Source organism: Halalkalibacter sp. HAAS-P013, from assembly GCF_056619925.1.
Genome location: NZ_JBWQTU010000006.1, coordinates 101,882 through 115,494 on the forward strand (window position 1 = coordinate 101,882; position 13,613 = coordinate 115,494).

Sequence of the window (13,613 nt, forward strand, 5' to 3'; positions counted from 1 at the left end):
TATAGTTGATCGTATTCGTAGTTGTCCCATTTTATTAATAGCATTTTGGTTGTAAGGATTTCGTGTATAATTGATTCGGGTGATATTATGAATAGTAAAAAGTTATGGTGGACGGTTGCGATCTTGTGGTGCATTGGGATTGCAATTGCCACACGCATGCCCGCGTTTACTGGGGATTCGACAGAGGAAATGCTAAAGAATCCATTTTTCGATTCAGCTATCGTCAATTATATTGCTAGAAAAGGCGTTCATTTAGCTGCATTTGGGTTGTTGGCATTGTTTTTTTGGTTAGCTTTACGTGGTGTGCGTTATCGCTATATATGGGCTTGGGCGCTGGCCACGTTGTACGGAGCAATCGATGAGTGGCATCAGTCTTTTATCCCAGAAAGATCGGGTTTGGTTTCAGATGTTGTGATTGATTCGGTTGGGGCGTTTTTGGTGTTGTTGGTTGTTTACTTTGTTGATAAGCGGCGAGAGAATTTATCTACATAAGATGAGTAACTCCATTGATCGTAGGAGCGTGAGGGGTCAGACCCCTCTTTACTGTGATAAAGTAAAAATATTAGCTTTCCTACTTTCGGATAATTAAGTAGATGATGACGCCGACAACAGGAAAAAATAGTGTAGCAACTAGCCAAAGAAGGCTGTATTCCTTGCTGTTTCCTTGTCTTAACGAGTCTCGATAACACCAAATACTTGTGATAATGTTTAAGATAAGACCAGCAGATATAAATAAAAATAAGACCAAAATGACGATGGAGATTTCCATTTTATGTGCTCCTTTCTGCTATGAGGGGTCAGACCCTCTTTAGCTCTGTGACGTGGTACATAAGTAAAGTGGGGTCTGACCCCTGAAGGAGGAAATAATGAACTATATAGATATGATACGGTCTATCGCTGGGAGTAGACCATTAATTTTAACAGCGTGCGCCGTTTTTATTCTTGATGAACAAGGACGTGTATTGTTACAACATCGTACGGATACAGATAATTGGGGTGTCCCTGGTGGGTTTATGGAGATGGGTGAATCAGTTGAGGAGGCTGCTCGTCGGGAGATTCTTGAGGAGACTGGGTTAACCGTTGGAAAGATGAGGTTGTATACGGTGTTTTCAGGTGAGGAGTTTTACTTTCAGTATCCAAATGGTGATGAAGTTTATAATGTCATTGTTACGTTTATGTCTAAGGATGTTTCTGGTAAGTTGCAGGCGGATCATGAAGGAAAGGACCTTCGCTATTTCCCTTTACATGCCCTGCCTGAGGAGATGATTCCGACAAGTCGGCGGATGTTGGAGCAGTTGAGGAAAGACCCATCTTTACCACGTTAAGTGCGAAGGCCACTGAAAAAGGTGTGGTTTTTACCTTTTTCAATGGCCTCTTAAGTGCGTAAAGATGGGTCTTTTGTAAATCATTCAGATTCGTTCAGGTATTTCCAGATATGTTCGCGTGTTTCTTCTGTCGTTACACCGTTAATGAGTGAGCCTTCTGAGTCAGCCATTGGCATGACGCTGTAGACGTCATCTTCTAGCACAACTAGTGTCGGCTCAATATCTGGGGTATGGATTTCAATTGTTGAGTCTTCCCCTTTTGTTGTTTTTGTAACGTCGATCGTTGCTAGGCCGCCTATGTCTGTGTACTCAAAGTTTTGACCGGAGAAGAAATTTCCTAAGGAATAGAACACATAAGTTTCATGCCCGTCTTCTTGTTCGAGCAGATCAATTGGCTGCAGGACATGCGGGTGGTGTCCAAAAATGATATCTACTCCTGCGTCTGATAAGAGCTGTGCTAGCTCTCTTTGCTCTTGGTTCGGTTCGTGAATGTACTCGTCTCCCCAGTGCATATGAACGATGAGGATGTCGACTTTGTCACGAAGGTTTTTTACATCTTTCTTAATACGGTCAGGGTCAATGAGGGCGACGATATCTTCGTGTCCTTCTGGAATCGGAATGCCATTTGTGCCGTATGTGTAGGCTAATACCCCAAGGGTGATGTCTTCTATGGTTACGATACGGTCGGTTTCACGGTCTGCTGTATCACGATAGACTCCAACATAATCCATGCCTACTTCATCAAAGAAGTCTAACGCACTTTCAACCGCCTTTACACCACGGTCAATTGTATGGTTATTGGCTCCTATCGCCATATCGACGCCCAATGACTGTAGGTCTGTGACAATTTCATGTGGGCTGTTGAACGAAGGATAGGTTGATAAGCCAATTTCAACGCCACCAGGGATTGATTCAAAGTTAGCCATTAAGAAGTCTGGCCCTTGGAGAAGTGGTCCCACTTTTTTAAGCATTGGCATAAAGTCATAACCTTCTTCGGTTTCTGCAGGAACGTAGACGCGCTCATGCAGTAGGACGTCCCCTACTGCACCGATTGTAATTGTTGTCTCCTCTTCTTCTGGCTCAGGCGGAGCTTCCTGACGAATGATTTCTGCATCGATTTCTGTTTCAGTTTGTTCGACAGTAAGTTCTTCTGGCTGTGAGCAGGCTGTGATAATTAGAAAAATTAGTGCTGCGTAGATTGTTTTTAGTTTCATCGTTACACTCCAATAGATTGATAGATTCGTAGGAAAGGTGCCTGAATTTTTAGGATTCTTTTCCTAGTGTAACATAGGGGAATTTGTAAGTGGTTGGGAGATTCCATTGAATTTTAGTAGGAAGCACAAATGCAGTGCTGTGTTAAAGAGGGTTCTGACCCTAAGTATATTGGTGACTGTTCATGTGGATACTATTGTAGGGTTCACACTATGCAGTTATCAATTTTCTTAGGAGGTTATGATGAAGTTACCTGGTTATAGAAGTGGAACAGGTTGGAAGAAACGACTTGCGACGTTAGTATACGGGATTCTTTTGATCGTGGTTATCTTGTTCGTGATGGATCCTTTTACCCAAGAGGCGATGGATCTCAATCAACCTACTGCTCAAGTTGCAAACGATTCACCTGTTCATAAGCTTGAAGTACAAGGACAAAATGAGTTGTCCAAGCAGTACATGTTTGAATTTACGAGAAATATTCACTTTACGAATATGACTTTACCTAGTATACGTGAACGGTTAACAACACTTAAGAGTAACGCCGGCCAAATTGCTAGTATTCGTGAAGCGAATGATGAAGTCTTCCAAATGGTAGGTCAATTTGGAGAGATGGAAAATGTACCAAGACAATATGAACGTGTTCATGCGGTGTATGTAAGAGGTGCTCGAGATGTAGAGCAGTTTCATGCGATGGTAGCGGAGGCGTTGGATTTCATGGAAACAGGCGACCAGCGCCGTGCACGCATTGCAATTGAAGAGGCTATTCCTTTTATTGAAAGTGCTGAAGCTTATTTTCGTGAGGCTAGTAGAGAAATGGACGGGATAGGTCCTTCTGCATAACTTTACCCCTTTAAAAGGCCATTGAAAAAGGTAAAAACCACACCTTTTTCAGTGGCCTTAAAACCGTACCTTTTTCAGTGGCCTCCTAAATTATGATAAGTGTTTAGATTAAACCCTATTTTTGTTACTTAGTTTCACCTTGTCCTTCACATTTGGATTAAATAAATATGTTGGGTAGAAACCACTTAACACATCGGCCACATTTTGTGCTGTTTTTCTTTTTAATTCTAGTTGTGCTTCCTCTGAGTACCATGCAACATGCGGGTTCAAAATAACGTTATCCATTGTAAGCAATGGATTATCTTTATCAATTGGTTCTTCCTCAACAACGTCTAGGCCAGCTCCAGCAATTTTCCCTTGTTGCAAAGCAGCAATCAATGCTTTTTCGTCGATAACTGGTCCTCTAGAAGTATTAATAATAAATGCTTCTTTTTTCATCACATTAAATTGCTCTTCACTAATCATTCCTACTGTACTTTCAATTAATGGTGCATGAACAGAAATGAAGTCTGCTTGCGCACAAAGGTCATTTAACTCAAGTAATCCTACATTTAACTCTTCTGCCACTTCCTTTGGAACAAATGGGTCATAGGCAACGACTTCGATCCCAAACGCTTGAGCTTTTTTCGCTAACGCTTGAGGAATTTTTCCAAGGCCGATTAAGCCAAGTACTCTTCCACGAAGGCGATATATAGGAACACTCACTTTAAAATCCCAATTGCCGTTTTTCACCTCTTGGTTAAGTAAAACGACTTTTCTTGCACATGCCATTAGTAGTGCGAACGCATGGTCAGATACTTCATCCATACAATAATCTGTTACATTCCCTACCATGACCCCGTTTTCAGTCGCAGCATCGATATCAATCGTATTAACGCCTACTCCATAACGAGAAACGACTTTTAAATTAGGCAAATTTTCGATGACCTTTCTCGTAATTGGAGCATATTGATTGATCAGACCATCAGCGTCTTTACACACTTCAATGACTTCTTCTTCCGTTTTGCACTGAACAGGAATGAACTCCACTCCATCCACTTTGCTTAGTACTTCTTCTTCTGGTGCAACCGACGCATATTCATAATCCGTTACATACACTTTATATTTGCTCATAGTTTACACTCCTAATTGTTTATCCTAAGATGGCTAATAATATTGTAATGGTAAAAATACTTACTAATGTTGAAATTAATGTAATACTTGAGACTAGCTTTGGTTCTGAGTTAAATTGAACAGCATACATGACAATCGTTGCAGCTGAAGGCATTGCAGCTGATACAATCAATACCTTTGCGAGTAAAGGATCAAACGGGAACAGCAAGATAATTCCAACCGCTATTAATGGCGAGACAATCAGACGAACAGCGACAGCGTATGTAATATGACCCCAATTGAAGTTTCCCCATTCTATTTGGGCTAATTGCATGCCTAAAATAACCATTACTGTCGGCACTGTCGCAACGGCAATAATATCAATCGTCATTAACAGATTATTAGGAATTTCCAAGTTCAATCCTTTTAAAATCAGCGCAATAATGACAGCGTATGTTGCTGGCATTTCAAAAACAGACTTTAACGCAACACCAATTCCAGCCTTCCCTCTTGCGGCATAATAAACACCAAAGAAATTCATGATGATGGCTTGAAGTACGAGGAAGGATACTGCATATGCGAACCCTGCATCCCCATAGGCAAATAACACAATCGGAGCCCCATAATTTCCTGAGTTCATAAAGGCCGTTGACAAGATTAAGCCACTTTCTTCTGATTGTGAATAATTACGTAGTTTGACATAAAACTTATTAAAAACAATCAAAGCGGCTAGCAGAATACCGGCGAAGAGAACCATATACAAATATTGCATGTCTAATTCCGACGTATAAAAGGTCTGAAAAACAAGGCATGGAGTCATGATATAAATGGCAACCGTTGAGATTGCCTTTATATCAATTTTCTTCCACTTTTGAACTGCAAACCCAATAAGAAAGACTAGTAATACAGGTAACACGACTTCTATAAAAATCCTCATCTGACAGGACCACTCTTCTATTTAAATCTAACTGCCTACCACTCAGCCACTGTACCGTCTTTATGGCGCCAAACTGGATTTTTCCAGTTATGACCGACTTCAGCCATTTTTCTCACGTATTCTTCATTAATGGTAATTCCTAAACCAGGACCTTGTGGGATTTTCACATGTCCATCCTCATAATTAAAAACAGATGGATCTGTTATATAATCCAATAAATCATTGCCTTTATTATAATGAATGCCTAAACTTTGTTCTTGAATATAGGCATTATGTGATGTTGCATCGACTTGTAAGCAGGCAGCAAGCGCAATCGGACCTAATGGACAATGTGGTGCAACGGCAACATCAAACGCTTCCGCCATTGAAACGATCTTCTTGCACTCTGTTATTCCCCCAGCATGTGATAAGTCTGGCTGAATAATGTCAACATAGCCGTCAGTGAGCAATTGTTTGAAATCCCATCTTGAATACATTCTTTCTCCTGTTGCAATTGGGATATGAGTATGATTAGCGATTTCACGAAGTGCTTCATTGTTTTCAGCAAGAACCGGCTCTTCAATAAACATTGGCCGATAAGGCTCTAACTCCTTTGCTAAGATTTTGGCCATTGGCTTATGAACACGTCCGTGGAAGTCAATTCCAATTCCAATGTATTCACCCGCAGCTTCTCTTACCGCAGCAATTCGTTCAATTACTTGATCAATTTTTTCATAAGAGTCAACATACTGAAGCTCTTCTGTTCCGTTCATTTTCACCGCCGTAAACCCTCTATCAGCGATCTCTTTCGCTGCTTGGCCGACGTCACTTGGACGGTCGCCTCCAATCCAAGAATAGACCCGGATGGAATCACGGCAAGCTCCTCCCATAAGCTGATAGATAGGTGCGTTGAAATACTTCCCTTTAATATCCCATAACGCTTGATCGATACCAGCAATTGCACTCATTAAAATCGGACCACCACGGTAAAAACCAGAACGGTAAAGAACATTCCAGTGGTCCTCAATACGAAGTGGATCCTTACCAATTAAGTATTCGCTCAGTTCTCGAACGGCAGCCTTGACCGTATGTGCTCTTCCTTCGATGACGGGCTCCCCCCAACCAGTGATGCCTTCATCTGTTTCTACTTTTAAAAAACACCATCTAGGTGGCACGATGAAACATTCTAATTTTGTAATTTTCATTTTCCTGCCTCCTAGTTCGAACGAGCAGATTGAACTGCTTCTACATATTGTTTCGATTTTGCTGTGAGATCAGCTAAATACTCTTCATTAATTTCTTTTTTTGTATCAACAAGAGCACTTCCAAGTCCTGCAGCAACCCCACCTGCTTGTATATAATCTTTAATATTGGAAAGGTTAATGCCGCCAGTTGGCATAAGTGGAATTTGCGGAAGAGGCCCATGAACATCTTTTAAGTACGTAGGTCCAAACACATTTGCAGGGAATACTTTAATCACATCTGATCCATTTTCATACGCCTTTAAAATTTCTGTCGGTGTTAACGCACCAGCAATACTGATCACGCCGTAGCGTTTCGTCAGACGAATCGTATCCACATCAACTGTTGGCGAGAAGATGAATTTTGCTCCTGCCATAATCGCTGCACGAGCTGTCTCTGAATCTAATACTGTACCCGCTCCTACAATGACATCATCTAATTGTTGTGACACTTGTGAAATTAACTCTAGTACACGTGGTGTTTCCACAGTGATTTCCAGTGTTTTCACTCCACCTTCACGTAATGCTTTTGCGATATCTAAGATGTTTTCTGGTTTTGCTCCACGAATAATAGCTACTACTCCGTTTTCTTGAATTTCCTGTAATAAATGGTTCATAATATCCTCCTAATAATTAGCGACTAACGTCATCTGTTGGTTTATTGATAAATCGTTCAATTTCTTGTTTCTCAGGTAATCCTTCTACGTCTCCCTTGACAGTTGTTACAATCGCACCAACTGCATTTCCTCTTTGAACAGCTCCATATAGCGGCAGCCCATCGATCAAGCCAGACATAAATCCAGCAGCGAAACCATCTCCTGCTCCGACCGGGTCAATGACTTGTTCCACCTTAAAGCCAGGTACGAGCGAACTCTCCTCATTCGTGAAATAATAAGCCCCTTCTGCCCCGACCTTTAATATGACTACGTTTGCACCGTGAGTCAAAAACCTTTTTCCTAACGTTTCGGGATCACTTTCTCCAAATAAAAATTCTCCCTCAGCTACTCCTGGCAAAACAATATCCGCTTCTGCGGCAATTTTTAGCAATACATCACGGGCTTGTTCTTCGCTCCATAACTTTTTTCGTAAATTTGGATCAAAGACAACCTTCAGACCATGCTCCTTTGCCATTTTGATTGCTTCAAAAATCATTTCAGAGCAACTTTCACTAAGAGCAGGTGTGATCCCTGAAATATGTAAATACTTTGCCTTTGCAATGTAATCCGAATGTAAGTCTTCTTTGCTCAGTTGGCTGGCTGCTGATCCTTTGCGGTAATATTGAATTCGAATATCAGATGAATTACGAATTTCTTTGAAGAAAATTCCTGTTGGCGCTGTAGGGTCTATTTTCACTTGACTTACATCTACTCCCTCTCCCCTAATAAAAGAAAGCATCCCTTTTCCTAATTCATCATCGCCAATTGCGCTTATCCATCCGGCTTGATGTCCAAGCCTTGAAAGACCAATGGAAACATTCGATTCTGCTCCGCCAAACGATCTTCCGTATTGAGTGGCATATCTTAGTTGACCGTTATTAGGAGTAAACACTACCATTGTTTCTCCAATCGTTACTACATCCATTTTATTTCCTCCAACATTTAAAATTAAGCAGAAAAAGGGAGATCCTCATCTAATTTCAGGCTGCTAATAAGCACCTTTTTAGTTGTGAACCTCCCTTTCCTCCTTTTAAGTTAAAAATTCAACTACTTTTTTTAGAGCCTCTTCACTATCTTCACCAATAGCTCGTACGAATATTTTGTCACCGTTTCGCATTTGAAGGGTGATAAGCCCCAAAAAACTTTTCAAGTTGACTTCATGGACCGTACCACGTACTAGTTTTTTTAAATAAATTTCAGATTGATAAGGTTGAATTAATTCACTCAAGCCCGTTATGGTCTGTTCTTCTGTAATATTTACAAATACCTCTTGGGTATGTTCAGTTGCCATGACCATTCCTCCTTCTTACCTAGTATGAATCGTTCTACTCTGTTTAATTTAGAGTGTTTTTGTAAAGATTGTTGCTATGAAATAGTTTTGCTCGTAGTGAAATGGAGCGGAAGTCACTCGACTCCTGCGGGAAAAAGAGGCAGGGGCGAGACCTCACAGGCGCAGCCGAGGAGGCTCGGCACCTCCCCGCGGAAAGTGAGTGGCTGGAGCTCAGGTGGAACAAACATGTGAACAACCAACAAAGTATGCGAAAACAGCCTTAATTTAAAAAGAACAATGAGATTTGCGGTACAAACACGACAATTAATAATGTTAGTAACATCGCGATGAAGAATGGAATAATCGCTCTAGACAGAGTCTCGATGGACAAGCCTGATATACCAGAGCCGACGAACAAGTTAACACCAAGCGGCGGTGTAATAAAGCCAATAGCCAAGTTAAGTACCATAATAATCCCAAAGTGAATTGGGTCATACCCTAGACTTATCGCGATTGGTAAAAGGATTGGTGTAAGAATAATAATGGCTGCAATTGTATCCATGAAACAACCAACAATTAACAAGAGAAGCGTAATTAATAAAATAATGACAAGTGGATTTTCAGAAATTGCCATCATTGCTTCTGCAACTTGGTATGGAATTTGCTCAATTGTTAACAGTCGACCAAATGCAGTTGCCGAACCAACAATAATTAATACTGTTGCTGTTGTAAGCGCCGCGTCTGTAATAACTCTTGGCAATTGTTTAATTTTAAGCTCTTTATATAGGAAAAGACCTGCGACTAAACCATACACAACAGCGATTACGGCAGCCTCTGTCGGAGTGAAAACCCCTCCATAAATCCCACCTAAAATAATAATTGGGATAAGAAGTGCCCACTTTGCTTCCCAAGTTGCTTTTGCTACATTTGCAATGGTCGGCTTTTCACCTTTTCCTTTGTAACCTTTTTTGCGAGAGTGGAAATACGTATAAATGATTAATGCTAAACCAACTAAAATTCCTGGAATAATCCCTGCAATGAACATATCACCAATTGATACACTTCCTACTACGCCGTAAATAACCATCGGAATACTTGGTGGAATGATAACCCCTAAAGATCCCGCTGCTGCGACAACCGCTGTCGCAAACTTTTTGTCATACCCTTCACGAACCATTGCTGGAATCATAATCCCGCCAATTGCCGCTACCGTTGCAGGACCTGATCCTGAAATAGCCGCAAAGAACATACAAGTGATAATGGTTGCAATCGCAAAACCGCCTGTCTTGTTTCCTACTAAGGAGTTAGCCACTCTAAACAAGCGATCTGAAATTCCACCTTTACCCATAATCTCACCGGCTAGGATAAAGAATGGTACAGCCATTAACGGAAAGGAATCAAGTGATGTTATTAATTCTCTAGCCAAGAAATCAACCGGTAGTGAACCGGAAAACATTATTGTAATTAATGTAGCAATACCCAATGCTATCCCAATTGGAACACTTAAAAACAGTAAGACTGCAAATGCCCCAAACAAAATGAGTGCCGTCATCTTTGTTGCCTCCTTTAATCAGTTGCTACTTCATCTTTCACTTCTTCTTTCACTTTTTCTAGCTCCGTTTTCACTTCCGTATCTCCTTTACCTAACAATGCTTTTATATGTTTAATCAGGTTTTGGATTAAGCGAAAAGCAGTTAGCGCCATCCCTACAGGTCCTGCCATGTAGACAAATCCCATTGGAATTTGAAGGGCTGGTGATTTCTGTCCGAAATTCAACAATTGTTGCGCCATTTGATACCCGTAAAAAACAACAAAGATAGCAAAAGCTAAGAATAATAAATTAGAAATGATATTAAAAATGATTCTTCCTTTATCTTTAAATAACAAGAGTAAAACGTCTACTTTAATATGCCTTTGTTTCTTAACCCCGTAACTAATTCCGATGTAAATCATCCAAATAAAACAATAACGCGCTAGTTCCTCTGACCAAGCAAGTGAACTGCCCATTACATACCTCATAAATACTTGAACAAAGATAACGCTAACCATTATAACTGAGAAGAGAACTAAGAAAACTTCCTCAATATGATCATCAAGCCATTTCAATACTTTCATAAATCGTTACCTCGCTTTCTTTCTTATGGTGAAAAAGGAAAACAGAACTATACTCATATTTTTATGACCTACACTTTTGCTTTCCTTTTACATTAAGAAAAACTTAGGTCTGTTCTAGATGCTGTATTTTTCTTTAGTGAAAAAGGGAAACGGCTATGAAGCCGTTTTCCCATTAATTAGATTACTGCTGTGCAGCTTCAATTGCCTCGTACATTTGATCAACTAAATCTTGACCGATACGCTCTGCATACTTATCAATAACTGGTTGAACTAAGTCGACCATTTCTTGACGAGCTTCAGGCGTGATTTCAGTGTAAGTCATACCTTCTTCTTGTAATTCTTCAAGATATTGAGCATTTGCTTCACGGTTAAGTTCACGTTGATATTGTCCAGCTTCTAGTGCTGCTTCACTTACAATTTGTTGTTGTTCTTCATTAAGTCCATCGTAGAATGATTTACTCATTAAGAAGACGAACGGGCTGTATACATGGTTTGTGTTTGATACGTGATCTTGTACTTCTTGGTATCTTTGTAAATAAATCGTTGCAATAGGGTTTTCTTGACCGTCAACCGTTCCTTGCTGCATAGCCGCAAATAGCTCTGTAAATGCCATTGGCGTTGGATTTGCACCTAATGCACGGAAGGCTTCTAAGTGAAGGTCGTTTTCCATTGTACGAATACGAAGACCTTTAAAGTCGTCAGCTGAAGCTACAGGACGTTTGCTGTTTGTTAAATCACGGAAACCATTTTCCCAGTATGCTAATCCAACTAAATTTTGATCAGGAAGCATATCTAAAAACATTTGTCCAACTTCACCATCTAATACTTCCTCCGCTACTTCTTCACTTGGGAAGAGGAATGGGAAGTCAAATAGGTTGTATTCAGGTACGAAGTTTGCAATAGGCGCTGTTGAAGGGATAACCACTTCTTGAGAACCTAATTGAAGAGCTTCCGTCATTGTACGGTCATCACCAAGCTGACCACTGTGATACGTTTGTACCTCAATCGCACCATCTGTTCTTTCTTCAACAATCTCTTTAAATTTTAATAACCCTTTATATTGTGGATGCGCATCATTTAATCCGATCCCTGCACGAATTGTTTTTGTTTCACCTTGCTCTGCTGCTTCTTCTCCACCAGTTTCAGGTGCTGGCTCATCCGTAGCTGTTCCGCCACCGCCGCCACAAGCTGTTAACATTACCGCTAATGCAGGTGCAATAAATAATGACAATTTGTTCTTTTTCATTTTGAAATACCCCCTATAATGTGTGTATTTAACCCCATAAGATCTAGTCTCTTAAAGGATTTTCTAAAATTGACTATATTATTAAAATTAGTCAAAACTTCAAATCAAATTTCTTGTTTCACCTTATTTTAAGCGCCTTCATAAGTGAGCCAGCTATCCTTTTTCTCATGTAAACAATTCCGATCAAACGGAAGCGCTTTCTCTAAATTCAAAAAGAAAAGATGCAATAATTAGGTAAAAACTCTTCTGAAAAGATATCCAACTTCGTGAATCCCCTTTCAAAATATAAAATTTAATTTCTACTTCATTATAAATCAAAAAAATTATTTTTCAATATAAAATAGAAAAAAATTTTTTTCAGTTCCGACAATTATCACATTTTATTTCACAGAAAATTCTAATAATTATTGCCTTCCTTTTTCTTAACCGTTGTTTTTCTCTACTGCATGTCCACCGAACTCATTACGAAGAGCTGCCACAACTTTCCCAGTAAACGTATCTTGATCTAACGAGCGATAGCGCATTAGCAGGGACATCGCAATTACTGGAGTAGCCGTTTGTAAATCTAATGCTTCTTCCACGGTCCATTTTCCTTCTCCGGAAGATTGCATAACACCCTTAATTTCATCAAGCTTCGCATCCTTCAAAAAGGCATGTTCGGTTAACTCCATCAGCCATGAACGAATGACAGATCCATGGTTCCATACTCTTGCTACTTGCTCATAATCAAAGTCAAATTCGCTCTTTTCTAACACTTCAAAGCCTTCACCGATTGCTGCCATCATCCCATATTCAATTCCATTATGGATCATTTTTAAATAGTGGCCGCTTCCTGCTTTTCCTGCATACAAATAACCGTTTTCAACAGCCGTTGCTTTAAAAATCGGCTCAACAACAGACCACGCTTCCTCGTCGCCTCCGACCATGTAACATGCACCGTGTCGAGCCCCTTCCATGCCTCCGGACGTCCCTACGTCCATAAAACGAACACCGATTTCTTTTAGTTCGTTATATCGACGGATTGATTCTTTATAATGTGAGTTACCTGCTTCAATGACAATATCACCTTCTGAAAGGCACCCTCTGATTTCATTAAGAACCGAATCAACCACATGGTGTGGAACCATAATCCAAATAACACGAGGAGCAGTAAGTGACTCGATGAGCTCCTGAGGGCTAGCAGTTCCTCTTCCACCATATTTTTCCACCTCTTTGATAGCATCAGGGTTTACGTCAAATGCGACAACTTCATGCTTTCGATCAGTAAGATTTTTACCTATATTTAAGCCCATTTTTCCCAAACCGATTAAACCAATTTCCATTATTATTCCCTCCAAAAATTCATTCAAATTAATTGGGGTCATTCCTGTGAACAACCCCATTAAAAGTTAAACGGTTTCTACTTTAGCCCTTAACAAACTTTTAGCTTCCTTTACGACCTTTTCAGATGTAAAACCGAAACATTCCATTACTTCATTACCCTCTCCCGACATCATATCCCGCTAGATGGTTTGCCCATAAGGCATAAGCCATCGGCGCTGCCCCCATAGGCAGACCAGGATGTCCGGAGTTTGCACGATTAATGCTATCAATTGATAAAGTTCGAATAGTATTAATAGAAAGTGTGTCGATGTTCTGATTCATTCAATTCCCTCCTGAAAGCAATTTATAGAAATATTTTTTACAGATAAGTTTGGCTT

15 protein-coding genes and 1 pseudogene are annotated in these 13,613 nt (G+C 40.2%); 3 read left to right on the plus strand and 13 right to left on the minus strand.

Annotated elements, in window-relative coordinates; all coding sequences use genetic code 11:
• The first annotated feature begins 87 nt into the window (after positions 1–87).
• Positions 88–492 (plus strand): VanZ family protein, encoded by a 405-nt coding sequence (locus AC1FXP_RS10750; RefSeq protein WP_480061180.1) that lies wholly within the window; start codon positions 88–90, stop codon positions 490–492.
• A gap of 79 nt (positions 493–571) precedes the next feature.
• Here AC1FXP_RS10750 and AC1FXP_RS10755 read toward each other — a convergent pair whose 3' ends face one another.
• Complete coding sequence (locus AC1FXP_RS10755; RefSeq protein WP_480061182.1) at positions 572–769, minus strand: PLDc N-terminal domain-containing protein; 198 nt, start codon at positions 767–769, stop codon at positions 572–574.
• A 97-nt stretch (positions 770–866) separates the two neighbouring features.
• On the opposite strand from AC1FXP_RS10755, the gene AC1FXP_RS10760 reads away from it, so the two are divergent.
• On the plus strand, positions 867–1,325 hold the full coding sequence (locus tag AC1FXP_RS10760) for an NUDIX hydrolase (RefSeq protein WP_480061184.1): 459 nt from the start codon (positions 867–869) through the stop codon (positions 1,323–1,325).
• Between the two features lie 80 nt (positions 1,326–1,405).
• On the opposite strand, the gene AC1FXP_RS10765 is transcribed toward AC1FXP_RS10760, so the two are convergent.
• A complete protein-coding gene (locus AC1FXP_RS10765; RefSeq protein ID WP_480061186.1) occupies positions 1,406–2,539 on the minus strand; it encodes a CapA family protein in 1,134 nt (377 codons plus the stop codon).
• Positions 2,540–2,777: 238 nt separating this feature from the next.
• Here AC1FXP_RS10765 and AC1FXP_RS10770 point away from each other — a divergent pair, with 238 nt between their 5' ends.
• A complete protein-coding gene (locus AC1FXP_RS10770; RefSeq protein WP_480061188.1) occupies positions 2,778–3,377 on the plus strand; it encodes a hypothetical protein in 600 nt (199 codons plus the stop codon).
• Between the two features lie 108 nt (positions 3,378–3,485).
• Here AC1FXP_RS10770 and AC1FXP_RS10775 read toward each other — a convergent pair whose 3' ends face one another.
• From AC1FXP_RS10775 to AC1FXP_RS10825, 11 genes and pseudogenes are all read right to left on the minus strand, one after another.
• Entirely contained in the window at positions 3,486–4,490 is a 1,005-nt protein-coding gene (locus AC1FXP_RS10775; protein ID WP_480061190.1) for a C-terminal binding protein, read from the minus strand.
• 19 nt (positions 4,491–4,509) lie between these two features.
• A complete protein-coding gene (locus AC1FXP_RS10780) occupies positions 4,510–5,406 on the minus strand; it encodes an AEC family transporter (protein WP_480061192.1) in 897 nt (298 codons plus the stop codon).
• A 35-nt stretch (positions 5,407–5,441) separates the two neighbouring features.
• Entirely contained in the window at positions 5,442–6,590 is a 1,149-nt protein-coding gene (gene dgoD / locus AC1FXP_RS10785; RefSeq protein ID WP_480061194.1) for a galactonate dehydratase, read from the minus strand.
• A gap of 11 nt (positions 6,591–6,601) precedes the next feature.
• On the minus strand, positions 6,602–7,243 hold the full coding sequence (locus tag AC1FXP_RS10790) for a bifunctional 4-hydroxy-2-oxoglutarate aldolase/2-dehydro-3-deoxy-phosphogluconate aldolase (RefSeq protein WP_480061196.1): 642 nt from the start codon (positions 7,241–7,243) through the stop codon (positions 6,602–6,604).
• Between the two features lie 16 nt (positions 7,244–7,259).
• Positions 7,260–8,207 carry a sugar kinase gene (locus AC1FXP_RS10795; RefSeq protein ID WP_480061198.1) on the minus strand — a complete coding sequence of 316 codons (948 nt, stop codon included), beginning with the start codon at positions 8,205–8,207 and terminating at the stop codon, positions 7,260–7,262.
• A 105-nt stretch (positions 8,208–8,312) separates the two neighbouring features.
• Positions 8,313–8,573 carry an HPr family phosphocarrier protein gene (locus AC1FXP_RS10800; protein ID WP_480061200.1) on the minus strand — a complete coding sequence of 87 codons (261 nt, stop codon included), beginning with the start codon at positions 8,571–8,573 and terminating at the stop codon, positions 8,313–8,315.
• A gap of 259 nt (positions 8,574–8,832) precedes the next feature.
• Entirely contained in the window at positions 8,833–10,104 is a 1,272-nt protein-coding gene (locus tag AC1FXP_RS10805) for a TRAP transporter large permease (protein ID WP_480061202.1), read from the minus strand.
• A 14-nt stretch (positions 10,105–10,118) separates the two neighbouring features.
• Positions 10,119–10,667: a TRAP transporter small permease gene (locus AC1FXP_RS10810; RefSeq protein WP_480061204.1), complete on the minus strand. Its 549-nt coding sequence runs from the start codon at positions 10,665–10,667 to the stop codon at positions 10,119–10,121.
• A gap of 181 nt (positions 10,668–10,848) precedes the next feature.
• On the minus strand, positions 10,849–11,913 hold the full coding sequence (locus AC1FXP_RS10815; protein WP_480061206.1) for a TRAP transporter substrate-binding protein: 1,065 nt from the start codon (positions 11,911–11,913) through the stop codon (positions 10,849–10,851).
• A gap of 422 nt (positions 11,914–12,335) precedes the next feature.
• Positions 12,336–13,235, minus strand: a complete 900-nt coding sequence (gene gnd / locus AC1FXP_RS10820) for a phosphogluconate dehydrogenase (NAD(+)-dependent, decarboxylating) (RefSeq protein WP_480061208.1) — start codon at positions 13,233–13,235, stop codon at positions 12,336–12,338.
• Positions 13,236–13,416: 181 nt separating this feature from the next.
• A pseudogene (locus AC1FXP_RS10825) lies at positions 13,417–13,557 on the minus strand (hypothetical protein); the annotation flags it as partial.
• Between the last annotated feature and the right edge of the window lie 56 nt (positions 13,558–13,613).